Source organism: Candidatus Hydrogenedentota bacterium, from assembly GCA_019695095.1.
In the GTDB taxonomy this organism is placed as follows: Bacteria; Hydrogenedentota; Hydrogenedentia; order Hydrogenedentales; family SLHB01; genus JAIBAQ01.
The window spans coordinates 12,264-32,174 of the sequence record JAIBAQ010000038.1; the positions used below are offsets into that span (position 1 = coordinate 12,264).

15 protein-coding genes are annotated in these 19,911 nt (G+C 57.6%); 6 read left to right on the forward strand and 9 right to left on the reverse strand.

Annotation, left to right across the window (positions count from 1 at the left end; translation table 11 throughout):
- Nucleotides 1-12 precede the first annotated feature (12 nt).
- The 4 genes from K1Y02_08720 to K1Y02_08735 are packed head-to-tail and all read left to right on the forward strand — an operon-like array spanning nt 13 to nt 4,417.
- Nucleotides 13-1,392 (forward strand): UDP-glucose/GDP-mannose dehydrogenase family protein, encoded by a 1,380-nt coding sequence (locus K1Y02_08720; protein MBX7256431.1) that lies wholly within the window; start codon nt 13-15, stop codon nt 1,390-1,392.
- A gap of 26 nt (nt 1,393-1,418) precedes the next feature.
- Nucleotides 1,419-2,411 carry a glycosyltransferase gene (locus K1Y02_08725; protein ID MBX7256432.1) on the forward strand — a complete coding sequence of 331 codons (993 nt, stop codon included), beginning with the start codon at nt 1,419-1,421 and terminating at the stop codon, nt 2,409-2,411.
- Between the two features lie 15 nt (nt 2,412-2,426).
- Nucleotides 2,427-3,611: a glycosyltransferase gene (locus tag K1Y02_08730; GenBank protein MBX7256433.1), complete on the forward strand. Its 1,185-nt coding sequence runs from the start codon at nt 2,427-2,429 to the stop codon at nt 3,609-3,611.
- Nucleotides 3,608-4,417: a WecB/TagA/CpsF family glycosyltransferase gene (locus K1Y02_08735; GenBank protein ID MBX7256434.1), complete on the forward strand. Its 810-nt coding sequence runs from the start codon at nt 3,608-3,610 to the stop codon at nt 4,415-4,417. The genes K1Y02_08730 and K1Y02_08735 overlap by 4 nt, the downstream gene beginning before the upstream one ends.
- 186 nt (nt 4,418-4,603) lie before the next feature.
- Here the strand turns inward: K1Y02_08735 and K1Y02_08740 are convergent, their stop codons facing one another.
- The 3 genes from K1Y02_08740 to xth form a co-directional block, all read right to left on the reverse strand.
- Entirely contained in the window at nt 4,604-8,002 is a 3,399-nt protein-coding gene (locus tag K1Y02_08740) for a hypothetical protein (GenBank protein ID MBX7256435.1), read from the reverse strand.
- A gap of 93 nt (nt 8,003-8,095) precedes the next feature.
- Nucleotides 8,096-8,686, reverse strand: a complete 591-nt coding sequence (locus K1Y02_08745) for an ATP:cob(I)alamin adenosyltransferase (protein ID MBX7256436.1) — start codon at nt 8,684-8,686, stop codon at nt 8,096-8,098.
- Nucleotides 8,683-9,450 (reverse strand): exodeoxyribonuclease III, encoded by a 768-nt coding sequence (gene xth, locus K1Y02_08750; protein ID MBX7256437.1) that lies wholly within the window; start codon nt 9,448-9,450, stop codon nt 8,683-8,685. The genes K1Y02_08745 and xth overlap by 4 nt, the downstream gene beginning before the upstream one ends.
- Nucleotides 9,451-9,985: 535 nt before the next feature.
- On the opposite strand from xth, the gene K1Y02_08755 reads away from it, so the two are divergent.
- Nucleotides 9,986-10,528 (forward strand): sigma-70 family RNA polymerase sigma factor, encoded by a 543-nt coding sequence (locus tag K1Y02_08755; protein ID MBX7256438.1) that lies wholly within the window; start codon nt 9,986-9,988, stop codon nt 10,526-10,528.
- 88 nt (nt 10,529-10,616) lie between these two features.
- Here K1Y02_08755 and K1Y02_08760 read toward each other — a convergent pair whose 3' ends face one another.
- On the reverse strand, nt 10,617-13,721 hold the full coding sequence (locus K1Y02_08760) for a DUF4091 domain-containing protein (protein ID MBX7256439.1): 3,105 nt from the start codon (nt 13,719-13,721) through the stop codon (nt 10,617-10,619).
- Nucleotides 13,722-13,766: 45 nt separating this feature from the next.
- Entirely contained in the window at nt 13,767-15,101 is a 1,335-nt protein-coding gene (gene trkA, locus K1Y02_08765) for a Trk system potassium transporter TrkA (GenBank protein MBX7256440.1), read from the reverse strand.
- 155 nt (nt 15,102-15,256) lie between these two features.
- On the opposite strand from trkA, the gene K1Y02_08770 reads away from it, so the two are divergent.
- Entirely contained in the window at nt 15,257-15,754 is a 498-nt protein-coding gene (locus K1Y02_08770; GenBank protein MBX7256441.1) for a hypothetical protein, read from the forward strand.
- Here the strand turns inward: K1Y02_08770 and K1Y02_08775 are convergent.
- The 4 genes from K1Y02_08775 to K1Y02_08790 all read right to left on the reverse strand — a co-directional run bounded on the left by K1Y02_08775 (nt 15,707) and on the right by K1Y02_08790 (nt 19,910).
- Entirely contained in the window at nt 15,707-16,624 is a 918-nt protein-coding gene (locus tag K1Y02_08775) for a metallophosphoesterase (protein MBX7256442.1), read from the reverse strand. The two genes, K1Y02_08770 and K1Y02_08775, sit on opposite strands and share 48 nt — an antisense overlap.
- Before the next feature lie 107 nt (nt 16,625-16,731).
- Nucleotides 16,732-18,399 (reverse strand): sigma 54-interacting transcriptional regulator, encoded by a 1,668-nt coding sequence (locus K1Y02_08780; GenBank protein ID MBX7256443.1) that lies wholly within the window; start codon nt 18,397-18,399, stop codon nt 16,732-16,734.
- A gap of 118 nt (nt 18,400-18,517) precedes the next feature.
- On the reverse strand, nt 18,518-19,402 hold the full coding sequence (lgt, locus tag K1Y02_08785) for a prolipoprotein diacylglyceryl transferase (GenBank protein MBX7256444.1): 885 nt from the start codon (nt 19,400-19,402) through the stop codon (nt 18,518-18,520).
- 136 nt (nt 19,403-19,538) lie between these two features.
- Nucleotides 19,539-19,910 carry a TraR/DksA family transcriptional regulator gene (locus K1Y02_08790; protein MBX7256445.1) on the reverse strand — a complete coding sequence of 124 codons (372 nt, stop codon included), beginning with the start codon at nt 19,908-19,910 and terminating at the stop codon, nt 19,539-19,541.
- Nucleotide 19,911: the final 1 nt, after the last annotated feature.

Consider the following 19,911-nt stretch of genomic DNA (forward strand, 5'->3'; position numbering starts at 1 on the left):
AGGAACTCGAACATGCGAATCACAGTTATCGGAACCGGATACGTTGGTCTCGTCACCGGAACGTGCTTTAGCGAAGTGGGCCACGATGTCACGTGCGTAGACATCGACAAGGCCAAGATTGAAGCGCTCAATGCGGGCAAAGTCCCCATCTACGAGCCGGGCCTGGACGAAATGGTTGCCGTCAACGTTGCGCAAGGACGACTCACGTTCACGACCGATTTGAAGGCCGCGGTAGAGCGTGCCCTGTTCGTCTTCATCGCCGTGGGGACGCCGCCTCTTGAAGATGGCACCGCGGACCTTAAGTACGTGCTTGCGGCAGCGCGCTCCGTGGGCGAATACATGAACGGCTACAAGATAGTGGTCAACAAGTCGACCGTGCCCGTGGGCACCGCAGACAAGGTCTATCGCCGCATTGAATCCGCTCTAAAAGACCGACGCGCCAAATACGATTTCGACGTTGTCTCCAATCCGGAGTTCCTTCGTGAAGGGTGCGCTATCGATGATTTCATGAGTCCTGACCGCATTGTCATTGGTTGCAGCGATTGCCGTACCGAGGCGCTGATGAAGGAACTCTACTCGAGCTTCATCCGGGACGGCCGCCCCGTTCTCTGTATGGACACCACTTCGGCGGAGATGACCAAGTACGCCGCGAACGCGATGCTCGCGATGAAGATTTCGTTCATGAACGAAGTGGCGAATATTTGCGAACGCGTTGGCGCGGACGTGGAGCATGTGCGGAACGGGATCGGCGCGGATCATCGCATAGGTTACCAATTCATATTCCCCGGGATTGGGTACGGCGGCAGTTGTTTCCCCAAAGATGTTCAGGCCCTCGTCAGCACCGCGCGTGGCGCCGGCTATGTCCCGCAAATCCTCACCGCTGTCGAATCCGTCAACGCGGCTCAAAAACGCGTTCTCCTTTCGAAGATTCACTCCTACTACGGCCAGGACCTTTCAGGACTTACGTTCGCGCTTTGGGGGCTTGCCTTCAAGCCAGAGACCGACGACGTCCGCGAGGCTCCATCCCTGCTACTGATCGATGCCCTGCTAAGCGCAGGAGCAACCGTTCGCGCCTACGATCCCAAGGCCGTGCACGAGGCGCAACGATCCCTCGGGGACCGCGACGATCGGTTGGTGTACACAGAAGACAGTTTTTCCGCCCTTCACGATGCCGACGCTCTCTTGCTCGTCACGGAGTGGTCCTATTTCAAGAATCCCGACTTTGACCGCATGAAATCTCTGCTGAAGGCGCCTGTCATTTTCGACGGACGCAACGTGTACTCCACTGACCTCATGCGCATGCTCGGATTCGATTATTTCTCGGTGGGACGGTCCCCCGTGCTCGCTTACTCGGAGACTTGGGCCACGCATAAGGAGGCGGCCGTCGGGTGACTATGCAGCCGCCGCAAAGGGAGTCAATGAACAACGGGATAGACATCAGTATCGTCGTGTGCACGTACAATCGCGCCGCGCTGCTGTTCCGGAGCGTGGAATCGCTGTTTCGTCTGAACACTGCCGGCGCTTTTGTGTATGAGATCGTGGTCATCGATGATTTATCCACCGATGACACGCCTGTCATTCTTGAAGGGTTGCGCGAACGCTCTCCGGTCACGTTACGCTGGGCGCGCGCTTCGGGCGCCGGGATTGCCGCCGCGCGGAACTGCGGCATTCGCGAAGCAGTGGGCGATTACATAGCCTACTTCGACGACGATCAATTGGCCGACCCCAATTGGCTGCTGGAACTCTGGCGCACGCGCTTGGACACCCACGCTGCGTGTGTTGGCGGCGCGCGCCTCCTTGAATTGCCGGCTCGCGAACTGTCCGGGATACACCCGATTATTCGCCTCTATCTCGGCGAGATACCCATCGAGACTTCGCCCCGCAAATGCGGTCGCGCGGACCTTCTCTGCACGGGGACCGTACTCCTCGACCGGACTGTATTCACGCGGGTCGGCGGGTTCGACGAAAGTCTCTCCGAAGGTGGCGAGGACACCGAGTTCTTTACGCGCGTGCGCGCGGCAGGTTTTCAATGCTGGTATACGCCGCATTCCGTCGTGAAGCACATCATTCCTTCCTATCGAAGGGAAGCGCCTTATCTCCAGTGGACAGCGATACGCGGGGGCGAGTGCTTTGCATGTCGCGACCTGCGCGAATTGGGGGCATTGCGCACAGTAGTCCTAAGCGCGCTGCGCGTCATCCATGCGTTTGCCGTACATGCGCCGGTGATGTGCGTGATGCGCTTGCTGAAACGCAAAGGTGACGTCCTTGCGCGCAGTTGCCAGATTCGACGCGCGCTCGCCTATGCCCGTGGCGCGGTCCGGCGAATCATTACTGGCAACAGCGAACGGGGCGGCAAGTCCCGAATCGATTTCAGAAGTGAACGCACCCTATTTCCGAGAACGGAGTCATGAGGCGATGAGAGCGCCATGCGAATAATTCAGCTCACGAATTGGCACCGGTATGGAGGCGGCTCGGACTACATTGCCCAGGCCACGACAGACCTCCTGCGGGCTCGCGGACACTACGTCTTGTTGATGGACCATGACAGCCGGCTCATGCATGGAACGTTCAAGGGGAAGGCTGAAGCGTTCCTGCGCGGCATTTACTCCCCGCGCGCGCGAACCGAAATGCGCGAGACCCTTCGCAGCTTTCAGCCGGACGTGGTTCATGTGCACGAACTGTATCCCTTCCATTCGCCGTGGGTGCTTGAAGACTGCGCGCGCTACGGTGTGCCCGTTGTCATGACGTGCCATGATTTCCGGCTGACGTGCCCTGTCGCGACGCATCTGCACAAGGGCCGGTTCTGCGATCGCTGCGCGCGAGGCGGGGCGCATTGGTGTGCTATCAAGAATTGTCGCGGGAACGTGTTCGAGAGTCTTGGGTTTGCAGCCCGCAGCACGGTAGCCAATCTATTCGATCTCTTTCGAGCGCATGTTGCTCTCTTTATTGCGCCCAGCTACTTCTTGCGAGACCAGCTCGTGAAATCAGGTCTGCCGGAAGAGCGGTTCGTCGTAATCGCCAACACTGTCTCGAGTGTCGATTCGCCGGTTGATCCCTGCAAAGGGGCCTACATCGCCTACGCCGGGCGCATCGCACCCGAAAAGGGCGTTGATACTCTTCTTGAGGCCGCGCGCCAAACAGGATTGCCGGTGCACATCGCGGGGGGTGAATTGCAGACTCCCATCCCGGACACCGTGCGTGTGCTCGGACATTTGAACGCAAAAGAACTCGCGCGCTTCTACCGGGGCGCTCGTTTTGTGGTTGTGCCCAGCCGCTGGTGCGAAGTGTTCGGCCTCGTGGCCGCGGAGGCCATGATGCACGGTCTTCCCGTCATTGCGGCACGGAGCGGAGCGCTCCCCGAACTCGTGGAAGACGGAGAGACTGGCCTGGTGTTTGAGGCCGGTAATGCCAAGGACCTGGCAATCAAGATGACCGCCCTATGGAATTCGCCCATGTTGTGCAGCTCGCTTGGAGCCGAAGGACGCAGAAAGGCTCTCAAGCTTTACACGGCGGACGCCTACTGCGATCGCCTTATGAATGCCTACTCGTCTACAGCTAAGGGGGAACATGTCGTAGATGCCCGGCAACATCAAGGGATAGGAGTACTATGATGAGTTTGCCGCCGTCCAACGCGCTGGCCCCCACCCACTTCGACATGGGAGGTGTGAAGTGTTCGACACACACGATCCCGCAGTTTCTTGACGAGATCCGTTTTCTCATGGAGAACCCAGCGGCTCAACCCAGGACTCTGCTGTGCTTGAATGCCCATATCTACAATCTTGCTCAGGAGGACAGCATGCTTCGCGAGAGCTTGAACAGCGCTCGCATCGTCACTGCTGACGGGATGGGGATCGTGTGGCTCGCGCGATTGTGGCGGACCGAAGTCGCGGAACGCTGCAACATGACCGAGGCGTTTCGCGCCTTCTTCATGAGTCCATCGTTTCAGAAGAGCGAAGGCATCCTTATCGGAGTCAGTCGTGAGGAAGCCGAGGCGGCGGCAGAAACCATCGCGCGGAATTCCAGCCACTGCCGCATTCGGAATGCGTATTCGGGATATCTGCGCGACGACGAATACGATGAATTGTTCCGCACCATGGCTCCCGTGGATTTCATCTACATCGGCATGGGAACACCGCGCACAGAACGAATCTGCGCCATCGCACGCGCGCGCTGTCCGCAGGCGATTGTGTGGGGTATCGGCGCGGGTACGATCCGTATTCTTGCGGGCACGATGCACGAGGCCCCACTGCCCATGCGCCGAATGGGACTTCAGTGGCTTCATCGCCTATGGTGCGAACCCACGCGCCTTTGGACACGCTACCTCTTCGGTAATCCGCGCTTTCTTTACCGTGTATTCAAGACTGTGCGACAGACCAGAAGATCGGTCGCGCAGCAAAGCGCAGTGCCCCGAAGTTAGGTGACACGTATCCCCCATGGGAACAAGTGGTGTGTCTCATACGGATGGGCATATTCTTTCTTGGGGGGAGGAAATCAGGGACAGACACGTCTCCGCTTCGCTGCGCTTGTGTCAGTCCCTGTTTTCCGCCGCTTTTGACTCTTCCTTGGGTCTTCCAGAATGTTGCCCCAATTACAATTCACTACGCTAGTTGGCGCTCGTAACACGGTAGCGGCCGGCGTTTCGCAGGCCGACCGTGAATACGATGCGACTGTCGCGCACGTCAAACGGCACATCTCCGATTACCTCCTGCGAACCTCTCGCCAACGCCGTCACACGCAACACGCTCGGACTAAGTGATTTTTCTCCCAGCAGTGATGCGACATCCAACTCGACCGTAAACGACTTGTCGCGCGGATAGGGAAGCACCATGAGTTCATTCGCGCGTTTCTCGACCTTTACGGACCCGTCGGTGGCCACATTACCGAAGTCCACCCACGTTCCTTCGGGATTCAAGTGCGCCGTGAAATCGGCTTTCTCTTTGTTGGCAGCGGCGGTGTCCGCAGTAGTATCGCCCAATCTGACTCCTGTAACGGTGTTGCCATCTCGCTGTACAAGCAGCTTGCCAATAAGTATGCGATTGCCGGAAGTGGAGACTCCTTTCAATGGTACGCGACGTCCTTCTTGATGCAGCCCTATTGTGACGTTGTATTCCGTGATGGGCGCATCGGGGATTGTAATCTCGTACGGACCATCATCAATCGTATCGCCTGCCTTCCATTGCGAACTGGGTTTCGGCAGCGCATGGTCCTGCTGAAACGCGATGGAGTCCGCCGTGCTGATGAGCGGCGTCGTGAAATGCACAAAGCACAGGTAGTCCGTATCCAGGGAATCGTTCACGACCCATTCATAACTCAAACGGACCTTGTTTCCGCCGAGCCATTCGAACGTCTTGAGTCTGGGTTCAATCTTTTTCTCTCGATTCACATACGGCATGTTGAACGAGGTGCGCGCATCCACATACACGTACTCCGGACATGCCACGTGGTCCGCGAATACACCTTCCTTCAGTACAGTCTCGACCTGCGTGCCATCCCCGAGCGCCAAGACACCCCATTGAGGCAACACGCGGCCTTCGACTGTCCATGGTTCCTCGCCCCAGTTCACCCAAACTCGCAGACCGGAGTCGTATTCAATGTGTTGACGTAGACGGCGATCCGCCACAAGCGCGACGCCGATCGGGACCATGCGGCCATCCACTTCGTAGAGAATTGACTTGGGCTTTGCCGTGTTTGCGAGTCGCTGTATGGGGTACATCATATGATGCTCTTTCGCCACCCACTGCACATTGTCGGTCTGTGCCGCGCCAATGAAGCCCGCGTGGCCGTACGCGATCTCTTGCGCACGGTATTTATCCACTTGTTCGGGTGTTCCCGTGTCGTGACCCCATTGATGATCGTAGCCACGCCGGAACCAACGTTCGTAATAGCCCATGCCGTGATTCACCATCTGCGGGTGAATCTTAAGGAGATCGAAATCCAGAAACGGCGCGTGGTCCTCTCCCCCATTCACCTGAGCTTCGGCGCCATCGAACAGCCCGGCCCAGAAGAATTGGTAGTTGCCTTCTCCAAACATGGGTCCCTTGTGGGTATCCCGCATATACTGAAACAGCTTCGTCTGCTCCACGTACTTGGCGCGCGCCATGGCCGCTAGAGGTTGCGAAGCGTCATGGTCCAGGACGTGCCACGGCGGCACACACGTGTGTACATCGAGATAGGCGGCGTTGGTGCCGAACCGCGCATGAATATCGGGCGAGTTCTTCTCCGCGAACCCCAACGAACGGTTGCACTTGATCCCAAAGCTCTGCACTTTTGTACCTGCGTTGTACCATCCGAGCACCGGTGAGCCATCGGAATTCACGGCGCGCGCAGACTCGTCGTATGAGGGCGCGTCCGGATACAGGTCGGTGTAGTTCTCGTGCAACGACCAAACGTATCCGCACTCGTTCGCGGCCTTGCCGAATTCCTTCATCCCCTCGTCGCCGCCGAATTGTTCGTTGGCCGGCAAATGGTCAGGCAACTTCACGTCGTAGCCAAAGCACTGCCAAACGTGTGAGATGATGGCGAGGTGGTCGATGCCGTTGTCCTTCAAATCGCGCAGATTCGCCGCGTCGCCCGCGTATGTGCCGTCGTGGTGTTGCCAAATATCGAGCATGATGCGCGGCCCCAGCAATTCCAGGAACGGCGAAGGTTTTGACGGAATATTGGGCAACACCTCAGCCACGTTCTGCGATATCGCAATATAGGCCGATTCGTTGAGGGTATTTCGCGTGCCATCAGTCTTCGTCTCGTAATTGGCATCGCCTTGCGGACAATTCGACGCGTTGGATACAGTCCAATCCAGATAGCGGCACGTAAACGCCTTCTGCTCGGGAAGGTAGGAGATGCTACCCCAGAGATAGGGAACCTGGAAGACGCGGCGAAACGCGACGTTGCCTTCGCGTCCCAGCGAAAACGTGCCAATAATCGCGTCGGAACTTGTCGCGGATACAGTAAGCGCTTTGCCGCGCATACCGAAACGCCACTGCACGGATATTGTTTTCCCCTCCAACGAGTAGTCCCAGGTGAGATGCACTTCGGGCCGGTCGCCTGCTGACAGTTCAATGGACCGGGCTGCTCCGCCGCGCAACGCTAAAATCTGTTCACGGCCATCTTTCTGAATCGCCGCGAATACGCCACCTCCCAGGGCTGGCGCAAACGCTGGCGTGTCGTTAATAGATGCGGAAAAGTCGTCCAGCGTGCCTGTCGCCGGGGTATACGTATAGACCACGCGACCGTCCGCACCTTCATACATAAATCGAAAGTTGTCGCCGTCGGCAACCACTGCGTTCTTTCCATCCAATAGGCTTGAAGGAACAACGCCCATCGACGCGTCATTGGTCGCGCGCGCCAGGCTCACACCTTCTGTCGCTTTCATCGCAGGCGAATCGATCAGTCCATCCAGAGCGACCTTGGGCGAATCGTCCGTGCCAACGGAGATTGAGGGAGCGCTAAAGTAGGAGTAGTCCCACCCGCAGTCTTTCTTGGGACCCGGTTCTACTTGAAGACGGAGCGTGACGTCCTTTCCCGCATACGGGGCGAGATCAAGCTGGACATCTTTCCAGGCAGCCACCGCATAGTGTTCGCGCATCAATTCATGGTCGCCCGACTCATCGACCACCGCCGCGCTGAAGGTAACGCCGTCGCTCTTTCCGGGATCGAAAGCGGCGCGGCTCATGGCGATGCCGAATTTCAGCACGATGGGAGTCTGGTCGGGGAGATGTATGGGGTACTCAATCCACGTCATTCCCAGGGGTACGCGCCACGGTGAGTGCATCATCAGTGCCTCGCGGCCAAACATCTGTTCGCTCGGCTGATACGTCACCCCGGAAGGCGCATCCTGCCCTTGCCAACCCACGGGCATGTCCACACGCGGCCCGTCATACGACCGATACGCGACGCGCAAATATCCGATATCGCCCAGCATGGTCTTGCCCGCGGGCAACGTGACGAATTGCCCTTGCGCGGCGGCAAGTGCAAACGCTAATGCGCAGAAAACGTAACTCATAGGCCCCCCAACAAATATCGAATAGTGTGTCTCAGAGAATGATTAGAACAACAGACAAGCCCGAGCCGCAAATCAGAAGTCAATGGCGGTCGGTCAATCCAATACGCGATAGTCGACGGTCTGGTAAGCGCCGCCGTCCAGAAATCGTGCAAGCATGAACAGCGTGTCGCTGAGCCGGTTCAAGAAGACAAAAATGCTCTCGGCTCGAAACTCAGGATATACCTCTTTCACGCGCACGACGCAGCGCTCGAGGCGGCGGGCGATGGTCGTGACGACGTCCATTTGCGCGGCGAGCGGATTACTCGCGGACACAATGAATTGCTTGGGGAGCTTCACCCGCCCTTCGAGGCGCGCCTGGAAATTCTCAAGTGTCTCGATGTGCTTTTGAGAGAGTTCCACGGCCCGATACTCCGGGTGCTTGTCTTCGGGATCGCTACACGCGGTACCGATCACGAAGTAAACGTGCAGAAGCCACAGCAGAAAGGCGTCGATCGAGTCCGCATCCTCAGGCTGCACAGCTTGAATCGCCTGGCGCACCAGCGCCGTCTGTGCGCGCAACTCATCGACCGCGCCGGTACAATCGATTATGACATGCGACTTCAACACATCGTCGCCGCCAAGCGTGGACGTGTGACCTTGATCGCCTCGTTTCGTTGTAACCTGTGACCGCTTCAATTCGCTCATGCAACCGCCAGCGAGACCGGGCAATGGTCCGATCCCATCACGTCGGCGTGAATTCGCGATGATTTCACGCGCGGCATGAACTCTTCATTGACACAATGGTAGTCGATTCTCCAGCCGACATTCTTCTCGCGCGCGGCGGAACGGTACGACCACCACGTGTAATGATGCGGGTCCGGCGTGAAATGGCGGAACGTATCGACATAACCCGCGCTCACAAACGCATCCATGCTGGCGCATTCCTCGGGGTAGAACCCTGGACTGTCGCGGTTGTCCTTCGGGCGGGCAAGGTCAATCTCCTTGTGGGCGATGTTGTAGTCGCCACAAATCACAACGTGTTTGCCCGCCTTGCGCAGCTTGTTGCAGAGCTTCAGCATGGCATCGCAAAACGCCAGTTTGTAATCGATCCGTGCGCGCTCCGCCTGAGAATTGGGGTAGTACGCATTGATGAGCGTGAAGTCCTTGAACTCGAGCACCTGCACCCGGCCTTCATCATCGAATTCCTTGATGCCCATTGGCTTGACGGAAAGTGGTTCGCAGCCGGTTCTATAAAAGGTGGCGGTGCCGCTATAGCCCCTCTTCACGGCCGAATGCCACACGCTGCCGTAGCCCTTCGGCTCGCGGAGCGCGGGCTCCACGTCGCCCTGACACGCTTTCGTCTCTTGCACACACAACACGTCGGGACGTTCCGCCGCCATCCATTCGAGAAATCCCTTGCGGCCAATCGCCCGAATTCCGTTTACATTCCAAGAATAGAGTTTGATCATTGAGGCGCCTTACTGAAATCGTTCCGGTAATCAGGTCCATGCAGTTGATGCCAGGAGCTTACGGGAAACAAGGTTCATCACTCAAGGGTCTGCGTCATATGCACTCAGGGATCTGCCTGCCATGGTTGCGGTTAATGTCAAGGTGACTCACGTGGGTGCGTTTAACGGCTGGGCGACCATCCGCTGCTCGGCTCTTTAATGGTGCCTATCGGAGGTGTTAGCGTCGTTAAACTCCTTGATCTAGCTTCGGCGCTTGTTCAATAAGTCATTCATAAATAACAAGTTGAACGAAAGGACATGACATTATCAGCACTCAAGATATCTCATTGTGCACTTGGGTGCGTCCGAGAGTTGAAAACGGGACCGTTTGCTGGTACGATTTGGGTGGTGGGAATATTCCCGAAGGTCTTAAAGCTCGGTAGGCCGCATTGCCCACTTTTGCGGCGCCCGGGTAGGTGAAAGCGCTAGTTTGGCTGATACCGTACAAGAGACTCTCCCTCGATCCCCGGAATTCGAGAAGCTCGTTCTGGAGCACATGGACATGCTGTACGCCGTGGCTCTGCGGCATACCCGCAACACGGCAGACGCGCTGGACTTGACCCAGAACACTATTCTCAAGGCTCTTCGGTTCCACGGGAAGTTCGAGAAGGGGACGTATATCAAGGCATGGTTGCTGACCATTCTGCGGAACACGTTCATTAACGAATACCGCAGAAAGGCGCGGCGTCCTACGTTTGTCGAACTCACTGGCGCAGAGCCCGCTGTCGATACCTCTCCCGATCCGGACATTCGCTACGAGCCAGCCAATCGGTCGTCATCCGAAATGATGGAACTGCTGGATGACGAAGTGAAGAAGGCGGTCGAAGCGCTTCCCGATGATTTCCGACAGGCGGTGGTCATGGCGGACCTGGAAGACATGTCCTACAAGGAAATCGCAGAGAAGATGAACTGCCCGCTGGGAACGGTCATGTCCCGGTTGTACCGCGGTCGCAAGCTTTTGCGCGAGCAACTGCTGGATTATGCGAAAAGCAAGCGGCTCGTGACTGGCGATATCGTCGAAGACCCGGATTCGAACTGACACAGCGCTGCGTGCGTTGTGGCGGGGTCTTGACCCAGACACAAAACGGCTCGCCCGGCACAGAGACCGGGCGTTGCGAATCAAGTCACTACTTCAACATCGCCTCAATGGCCTTGCCAAGCAATTCCCTGCGATCTTCAAGTGGGGCAGGATCGGTCGTAAAACTGGTCGTCGACGAAGTGATTTCATCGGGCACTTCAAGCAACTGCTCGAACCCCGCCAATGCCGCCGGGTCGATGCCCTTCTTCTTGGCTTCACCGATTAGCCGCCTCAGGATCACGAAGTACTCGTAGTCCTCCACACCATCGCGCAACATTTCCAGGCGAATACTCGACACCGGCCCTTCCATAATCGCTTCGGCTTGGCGTCCGGTCGCGGCTTCGGGAGGATAGATGAACCGGCCGTCTCCGTTACCCCAGGGGATACGCGCCCCGGAAGGCGTACCGTAACCGGTCGTCCATCCCATCGGGTCTTCGTAGGGGTTCTGAGGCGCGGAAGGATCGGGGTATGCGGTCGGACTTGACCAGTAATTGGACTGCCACACGAGTATGCCGTCGATCTTGCGCTGCCACGTCTGCCACAACCACACGCGCAGGTCCATCGCGGGGTGATCGATGAAGAGCGTGCAATAGGGTTCCTTGGGTCCGGTGCATATGTACCACCAGAACTTCTCGCCGAAAGGCCTCCGCTGCTCGGCCTGTTCCATGCTGAAAGCATCGGATATCGGGCACCAGATGTTTGGGCCTCCAATGAGCGCCTCTTCGACCTGCTCAGTCAGCATGCGGTTAATACCCGGAGCGGCCTCCTGTATCTTCCGGAACCCGTTCATCACAAACTCGTAGTCCTTGGGATCGGGTTCGTCGAACCAATACACGTACGCCTCATCGAGCCAGCCGTTCGCCTTCAGATGCTCTTCGACCTGCTTGCAGTAGGAGGTGAACGCAGCCTTGTATTCGGGTGTGTTCTCCGCGTAATCAAGCAATGACGGCTCTGTGCGCGAATGAAAGGTCCCGCCTCCCATGCCGACGATGGGAATCGTGAACGCATTGAAGCCATACACGTCTATGGCCTTCTTCATGGCGGTATCCCATGCTGTCCAGTCAATCACGGGACTGAATGCGGCTTCGATATCCTTGGTCTCGCCTTTCTTGTAGGCTTCCACGCCGGGCCACGTGACACCAAAGGGATCGAGCGCGGCGGGAACCATGGGCGAAATGTGATGTGTACTCAGTTCCTTCAAATACAGGTCCAGCAGAACGTGTTTCTGAGCAGGGTCGTCGACTCGGTGGTACTGGAAAACGCTTCCGGCGTCGAAACCGAACGTCGTGACACAGCTCATGCGTGCGGGCAGATCGAAATCGAACACTTCCACGCGAATGGGAGCGGTATGCTCGTAGCCGTCGGCTGTCAAGTGCAGGTTTCCGGTATATGCCCCTCCAGGGATGCCCGCCGGTACATTGACTCGAATCCAAATCGGCTGATTGGCGCCCATCGGCACGTCGATTGGCCCGGTGAGCGGTGGCAAGGGATCGGGCCAAGGAGCGGCAACCCCCAATTTGTCCGTGGGATGCGTGACCTGCACATACCGCACGCGCAACAGCTCGATGTTCTCTTTGGGAATGAAAGCTCCATTGGGGCCATTCAGCGATGCAGCGGAGATCTTCAGATTGCGCAGATTTACCGTCGGCGAAATGACCAATTGGACGGCCTCGCTCTCGTTGCGCGCTGCTTGGACCACCAGCGCATCGGTGGAAACGGTGGGAACAGGACGGTCCTGGCTTACTTTCCACCCCGACGACGCCGCCCACAATCCCACTTCCACGGAAGAGGTCGGCAGATGAGCACCGTAGGACGATTCAAAAAGCATGGAGACGGTGAACTCCGTTTCCATCCGGAACGCGATCGCGTTTCCAAGACTAAGTTGCATCGAGAACTTCCCGCTGTCCTTCAACGTATACGGGAGTCTAATCTCGTTCGCTCCGGGAGCGAGCGTTACCTGACGGATCAACTTCAAAGTTTGCCCGCCGGACTCAGGCACGATTTCGAGATAGGGTATGGAGTAGAGAGGGCCCGTGGTTTTGTTTACGGCCCTGGCAATCAATTCGTTTTCAGGCCCGGGGCGGCACGCACCCAACGAGAGAATCGCTACATCCACACGCGGATCGGTTTCTTCGATGGCAACGTACTTGGTACTGCCTTCAAGCTGCACGGGGGCCCCGTCGAGAGTTGCCTCCACGGAATACCCGCTTAGCACAAATGCGGCGGAGCTGTCTGTACCTTGCTTTGGACGCGCTGCGAGGCGTATCCAGATACGCTCCGCAGGCAACATGTCGGCAGGCAGATCGAAAGACTGTCTTACGTTATCCCCGATGACGCCCAATTCGCGCCATTCACCCTCGCGAACGCCGGCGTACACCACCAACTCTCCCGCGGCATATTGCGAAACGGAGGGAATAACGCGGAATTGGGTAAGCTTGCGTCCCGCGATTTCGTGGACGTAGGTTACGTAGGAGTCTGTTGCGAAATTCCAGCGATTGGTGTTGAAGAAGCAACTCTGATGGGCCAGCGAGCGGCTGTGATTGGTATTTAGACTGCTATAGGGAGCGTCAAACGTGTAAGCGTTTCCCAGAATCCGCTCGCCATCGCCCAACGCGATATCGCCTTCTCGCCGGTATACCGGCTGCGCGAGTGTAAGTTCGACGTCATCGAATTCCATCGTACCTTCAACGTGCCACCCGCCCAGGGCAATGCGCGATTCATATCCCTGGGGCATCTGAGCGGGCGTAATGAAGACGTTGGAGTAGCTCTGCCAATCCGAGTTCATCACACCCAGATCCTTGTTCGCCGCTCCGAATCGAAGTATGGCCGTGCCGTTCTGCACGTCGACGCTGCGCGCGAACGCTTTGAGAACGTACAGCGTGTTAGGCAGAAGTGTGATTTCGTCCGAACTCCAAAAAGAGAAGTCGTCGCCGTTTCCCGTAACCGTCACATACCGTCCGCGATCCGGATCGCTGCTTTTCCAGTCGCCCGATGCGCCCGGCGACAACGTCCACCCACCCGGGGTCGTGCCTCGACCCTCATTGAACGTGGAATTGCGGACTTGCGGCGCCTGCCCGAACCCGGCCGCGCACACGGCCGCAAACACGACGGCCGTCACGAGAATCCGTCCATAGTCCCCCCTGGAATGCGGCATGGTCACTTCTCCCCTCTCGCTCCAGTCCCCCGGTCACACTGGTTCTCAGCGCCGGAACAGTCGTTGCGCGTCCTCAATAAGGTTAGCGGAAGCAATCAAAATCACGGAATCCCCGGCCCACACGACGGAATCGCCTTTAGGTACCAGAACTTCGTCGCCCCGCAAAATACTGGCGACCAACGTACCTCGTGGAAGATCGACGTCTTTCAGGGCCTTCCCGGCTATTGGCGATCCGTTACTCACCGACAGTTCAATAATCTCAACCTCGCCCTCTTCCAAGACCGCGAGCGATGCCACGGTTTTCTGGTGCACTAGCCGCAGAATGCGATTGGCTACGCTCGCGCGCGGCGTAACGGCGTGGTCAATACCCAGCTTGCGCACCAGTGGCGCGAAGTCGGGCTGGTGTACCACCGAAATGGTCTGAGTAACGCCTACTTCTTTCGCAAGCACGCTTGCCATGATGTTGCGCTCGTCGTCACTGGTGCACGACACGAATACGTCCGACTGATCCACGTGCTCCTGCTCAAGCGACGTGCGTGTGGTGGCATCGCGGCAAACCACCTTCGCCTTCTTCAGCGTTGCCGCGAGCTGATTGCAGCGCTGAAGATTCCAGTCCATTATCTTGACGCCGATCTGCCTGCTTTCGAGCAGTTGCGCCAAATGGAGCCCAATGCTCCCGCCACCCATGATAACCACGCGCTGCAACTTCGGCTCGGTGCCCTTGAACATGGCCAGAGCTTTGTCGATCTTGTCGCGTTCGCCGATGAAAGCCACCACGTCTCCCGGCTCAATGCTGGAATCGCCGTGCGGAATGATTGTCGTGCCGTTGCGGCTGATGGCTCCCACGAGCGTCCCCTGCGGCAACTGGATGTCTTTGAGCGTCTTGCCGTTTGAGGTGGGAGACTTGGTCACGCGAAGCTGGCGCATTTTGACCAGACCCCGCCCGAAGTCCTCGGTGGATATCATGCCGGGACTTTCGATGTACTTCGCGATTTCGAGAGCCGTCAAGGCCTCGGGGCTGATGATGTAATCAATCCCCAATATCGTTTCGTAGAGAATATTCGATTCGATGTACGCAGGATCGTCCACGCGCGCCAGCACCTGTTTGGCGCCCAATCCCTTGGCCGTCGCGGCCGCGATGAGATTCATCTCATCGGTACCCATCACGGCGATGAAGAGGTCCGCGTCGCCCACGCCCAATTCTTGCAGGAACATCACGGATACGGCGTTGCCCTCCACCGTGCTTACGTCCAGTGAATAGTCAACCTGCTCCGCGCGGCTCGAATCCGCCTCAATGACCGTAACGTCGTGTTTTTCCTGACTCAACAACCGGGCAATGTGATAGCCAATACGGCCGCCGCCGGCGATGAATACATTCATGGGAATCCTCGTATATAAGCCCTTGGGTCAATGCACGCAACCGTTTGGGCAGTGCGGGAAAGGTCCAACCGGAAGACATTTTGCGTTATGATCGAATAAAGCGAGGAAAGCTGTCAAACGCGTCATCATTCCGTGTTTGCGGCAGGGAGTCTGGTTTGGGCACCAAGTACGGTCGAGAGGACTATGCGGATCGCATGGGGCGCATGTCGCCCAGTCAGAGAATCATGCAGTCTCTACAGAATCCGCGTCAGACGGCCGCACGGTTTTCGGGAAAACGCCAAGTCTTAGTGCTTGTGTTTGTGATTGTGGCTTTGTACCTGGTGGGGACTTGGTTTGAGCGCAGACCGGTGGAAGCGCCCGTTCTGGATGCGCAAGGAGTGGTGTATTTGAAGGAGGTCCGCGGCACAGGTCCCGACCGCGAGTATGTCGTGGGCGTCCGCGTCACGGAAACGAACGGAAACGAACTTGGGCTCACATTCTCGTGCTCGCAGGAACTCTGGACACAACTCGCCAACAATGACGAAGTAACCGTTACGTATCGGTTTGTAGAAAATGGGGCGCGAGCCGTCCCGCTGACTATAGAGCGAAATCCTGCAATTGACCGTTCAGGATCGCAATCTGGCTCGGGTGGATCCGCGGCGCTTGAGCCGTAGGGGAATGACGGTCGTACGATCACGCTCCTCGCCGGCAGTCCACGTGTTGAACTGAACTAGCGACAAGGCCGCGAACGATTTGTCGCTCAACCCCATGGTGTGAACCTCCAATCGGTCCTCGTAGACGTGAATGTCCCTGAACTCGGCGGGGTACTCCGTCAGGGCGGAAGTTGCGATGTGCACGATGCCGCTCTGCTCTTCGATGAAATTCATGTGCGCATGGCCGGTGAACACGGCAACTACATTGGGACTGTTTGTGAGGATTTCCGTCACCAGGTCGCCGTTCGCGAGGTGACCATAAATGATCATGCCGGGTTTGCGCAGACGTTCCGGAATCGGCACGAGCGGATAGTGAAGCGCGATCAGCGTGGACATGTCTCGATGAGCGGCAAGGTCCTCCTGCAACCATTTGAGCTGATGCGGCGGAATCGCCCAGCCGTAGTTGCCCACGGGACCGTCACGGTGGCCGCATAATGTTCCGTCCGGCCAGACCCACCATGCGTCGAGTATGCACATGTGGAGGTTTTCGTGTGTGAACGAATAATACGTGTCATTGCCCGGGAGGTGAGCACCGTAGGCTTCCAGGAACCACTTTCGCGATTCCCGCACCAGAAAGTCCTGATTACCGCCCACGGGATAGTACGGAAACCCTAGTGAATCGAGAAGGTCGCGCGCCGCATACATCGCATCTCGCGAATGCTGACCGACCAGGTCGCCGGTGGCCAGAATGAACCGGGGATCGAGCTTGCCGAGGTCGCGGCGCAGACACGAAATCAACTCGGGCATGCGCGACCGGATAAGGATGTTGTTTCCCCGGCTATCCGACAGCGCGGCAAGATGGGGGTCGGTTAAATGAACGAAGCGCCACATTATACGACCCTCTGCAATACCATACGTCTAGAATACCATGTGGCGGGCAGCTTGCCAATTGCCGGAGCGTGTGAAGTTGGCCTATGAACCATGTGTGTCGCGCTTGGTCACTCAATCTCGTATCGCTTCATGGCGCGCCACAAGGTCGTCCGGCCGACGTTGAGCAGCTCGGCAGCCTCGCTTCGATTCCCTTTGGTGCGCCGCAACACCGCGCGGATCAGATCCTCGGACAGATCTTGGGATGGACGTCCCCATCGATTCGTAAGCACATCCTCGGGTAATTCAGAAAGGCCCAGCTCGCGATCGGGCCCAAATACCACGGCGTATTCGATGACATTGCGCAACTGCCTGACGTTACCGGGCCACGAACAATCCATCAGGGCCTGCTTGAAATCCTCTGAGAACCGGGCGTTTGGCTTGTCGTATCGGTCGCGAGCCTCGCCGAGCAAGGTCTGCGCCAACCGCAGTATGTCCTCTCCTCGCTCGCGCAATGGAGGTATGTCAATGCGACCTATCGCAAGCGCGTAGTAAAGGTCCTCGCGCAACTCGCCCGACGCGAGTTTCTCCAGGGGATCGAATTGCGTGGCTGCCATTACGCGAACATCCGCTTTGCTTGGCGTGGGACTTCCCAACGGCGTGACTTCTCCCTGTTCCATCACGCGCAGTATCAGCCCTTGAATCTCGCGAGTCAGCGCAGTGATCTCGTCGAAGAAGATGGTACCCCGATGGGCTCGTTGGAAGGCTCCGGTGTGCGAGCGCGACGCTCCCGCAAATGCACCCTGCGCAAAGCCCGACAGTTCCTGCATCAACAGCGTAGGGCTCAGTCCCCGGCAGTCGATTGCCTCAAATTGCCCACTCTTGCGCGACCCGCCGTGATGAATGGCCTTGGCCAGTGTGGCGCGACCTGTGCCCGATTCCCCCACGAGAAGGACCGACACATCGGAATTGACGACCTGCCGCGCGCGTTTTGCCACGCGCTGCATGGCATCGGACTCCATGATAAGCCCTTCAAGCAGAAGCTCAGTCTTCAGTCGACGGCTCAGGTGAGCCAATGCCCCTTGTGCCCTGCGCGCGGCCCGCTGGGCTGCATCCACAAGCTCCTCGCGCCGCGCAATCTCGGAGTCGACCGATTCCAAGCGAAGCGCCTCGCGAGCCCACTGCGCTTCTTCGCCCCACTCCGATTCCAGTCGAGCAATCATGCGGCAGCGCGTTGCGCCCTGGGCAATACATTCCTGCTCAACACAAAGGACAGGCCTTCCCACGATTTCACTTACGTGCCCAGACAAATAGCCCGTGGTCGTCCAACACACCGGCTGACTGACCTCCTCCTGCACCATTTGGTGTGCCAATGCCTCGCATGAACTATGCAGCAACACCTCGCGGTACAGAACTCCCTCGTCGAGGTCGAACTCAAAACGTACTGGCTCAGCAACGTATCGTCCCTGCAATTGCCCGAACACGGGACCCGCCTGAAGCGCAAGTCGCGCATTCTCTTCATACGTCGCGAGATGACGCAGCGCTTCACGACGGCCAACTTCGAAACCCATGCGAAAACAGTACGCGCGAGTGCGTGCCATCCCAAAGGCTTCAAGGAGGTGTCTTCGCTCGACGGCGAGCGATTCGATGTCAGTGAAGACTCCGGGCCGATTGAGCAAGGATATTCGACCGGCCGGTGGCGAGCACTCCAACCAAGTGCTGCGCGCGCTTTCAATGAAATGGGAAAGTACGGGCGGTAGATCAAGAAAGACCTGGGAGCTGAGTTTCGTTGGACGCACAGAACCTCCTCCAGTACCCCACGGAAAGGAAGATTATTTACAGACTGGATTTTCGAAACTCAGGAGATCTTATTTCGAGCAGCCGCGAAATGCAAGCGTTTCACTTGAAACAACTCGACTATTCGACGTTCTCGGTGGAAGCTTCTGGGTTCTTGGCGCGTATACGCCGCCAGTATGCAGACAAGAAAGTAAGCAATACCAAACCCGCAACTACACTCAACACACAGAACACTTGCTGGTCGGAGAGTGACAGAAATCGGGTCGGATTGTGGTCGCCACGGAACATTTCGATGACAAATCGCCCCGCGCTGTAAAGGATGAAATACCAGCATATAATAAACCCTGGAAACCTCCAGCAGCATTTGCGAAGCAGCAACAGAGTCACACAAAGCAGACACAATGCGGCAACCGAATAGAGTTGGGTGGGGTGCACAGGCAAAGACCACAGGTCAGTATCGTACGAGAGCGCGTAGCGTTGGCAGTGGTCCATGTAGGCCGGGCTACCCGTTACGCCCGCCTTGGACAGATCGAACGGAATGCGAGGAAACTGAACCCCCCACGGCAAATCCGTCCGCTGACCGTAACAGCATCCATTTAGAAAGCACCCTACTCGGCCGATAGCGTGGCCAAGCGCCACGTACGGCGCGGCAATGTCTATGGTCTTCCAAAACGGCATTTGGTGACGCCGCAAATTGAAGTAGATAACCGCCAGCGCAGGAGGAATCGCGCCTTGAAACACGAGTCCGCCTTGCCAGATTGCGATCCACCCTAGTGGGCGAGACCACGAATAGAATTCCGGGAACATGATGATGTGCAGGATTCGAGTTCCTGCAAGACCCACGAGCAGGCACCAGAAAGCGGTATCGCTTGCGACCCCTGCGTTCAAACCGTGCTTGGCAATATCGCGTGTCGCCAGGTAGGTGGCCAAAAGAAACGCTATGGCCATCATAAGGCCATAGGAGTGCACGGAAACCGGGCCCAACTTCAGAATGGTTGGAAACATGAACGATTAACGCTCCAATCTACGGCACGGATGACATCAGATCTTCCCCCAGACGCTGCAAAAGGACAGCAGCCCTCATCCGAGCGAGGATCGAGGGCCGCGTAAGCACCGTATGCTGGAAGCCGGAGATCGTCTTCTAGTACCTGGTGTTTTGCTTTTCAAGCTTCGATTGGCATTCGACACAGAAGCGGGCCGCGGGGAACGCTTCGAGCCGCTTGCGAGGGATCTCACGCCCGCACGGCTCGCAGATGCCATACGACCCGTTTCGGATACGTTCCAGGGCGTCGCTGACTTCCTGCAGTAACGCGGATTCGCGGCTTCCTATGGAAAGCGCGGTTTCCCGCTCGAAGTTGTCGGTGCCGACTTCGGCGTAGCTCGAGACGTCAGCCGTAAGGTCGGTCGTCGTCTGATAGAGCGTTCCCTCTTCGAGTTGGCGAATGCCCTTCTTGAGCCGCTCGCCTTCGCTGAGCAGCAGCTTCTCGAACTTGGCTGCTTCCTTCTTCGTCATC

Excerpts from the sequence above, each read along its gene's own strand:
- K1Y02_08720 (MBX7256431.1), top strand. The coding sequence starts at position 13 with ATGCGAATCACAGTTATCGGAACCGGATACGTTGGTCTCGTCACCGGA.
- K1Y02_08725 (MBX7256432.1), top strand. The coding sequence starts at position 1,419 with ATGAACAACGGGATAGACATCAGTATCGTCGTGTGCACGTACAATCGC.
- K1Y02_08730 (MBX7256433.1), top strand. The coding sequence starts at position 2,427 with ATGCGAATAATTCAGCTCACGAATTGGCACCGGTATGGAGGCGGCTCG.
- K1Y02_08735 (MBX7256434.1), top strand. The coding sequence starts at position 3,608 with ATGATGAGTTTGCCGCCGTCCAACGCGCTGGCCCCCACCCACTTCGAC.
- K1Y02_08740 (MBX7256435.1), bottom strand. The coding sequence starts at position 8,002 with ATGAGTTACGTTTTCTGCGCATTAGCGTTTGCACTTGCCGCCGCGCAA.
- K1Y02_08745 (MBX7256436.1), bottom strand. The coding sequence starts at position 8,686 with ATGAGCGAATTGAAGCGGTCACAGGTTACAACGAAACGAGGCGATCAA.
- xth (MBX7256437.1), bottom strand. The coding sequence starts at position 9,450 with ATGATCAAACTCTATTCTTGGAATGTAAACGGAATTCGGGCGATTGGC.
- K1Y02_08755 (MBX7256438.1), top strand. The coding sequence starts at position 9,986 with ATGGACATGCTGTACGCCGTGGCTCTGCGGCATACCCGCAACACGGCA.
- K1Y02_08760 (MBX7256439.1), bottom strand. The coding sequence starts at position 13,721 with ATGCCGCATTCCAGGGGGGACTATGGACGGATTCTCGTGACGGCCGTC.
- trkA (MBX7256440.1), bottom strand. The coding sequence starts at position 15,101 with ATGAATGTATTCATCGCCGGCGGCGGCCGTATTGGCTATCACATTGCC.
- K1Y02_08775 (MBX7256442.1), bottom strand. The coding sequence starts at position 16,624 with ATGTGGCGCTTCGTTCATTTAACCGACCCCCATCTTGCCGCGCTGTCG.
- lgt (MBX7256444.1), bottom strand. The coding sequence starts at position 19,402 with ATGTTTCCAACCATTCTGAAGTTGGGCCCGGTTTCCGTGCACTCCTAT.
- K1Y02_08790 (MBX7256445.1), bottom strand. The coding sequence starts at position 19,910 with ATGACGAAGAAGGAAGCAGCCAAGTTCGAGAAGCTGCTGCTCAGCGAA.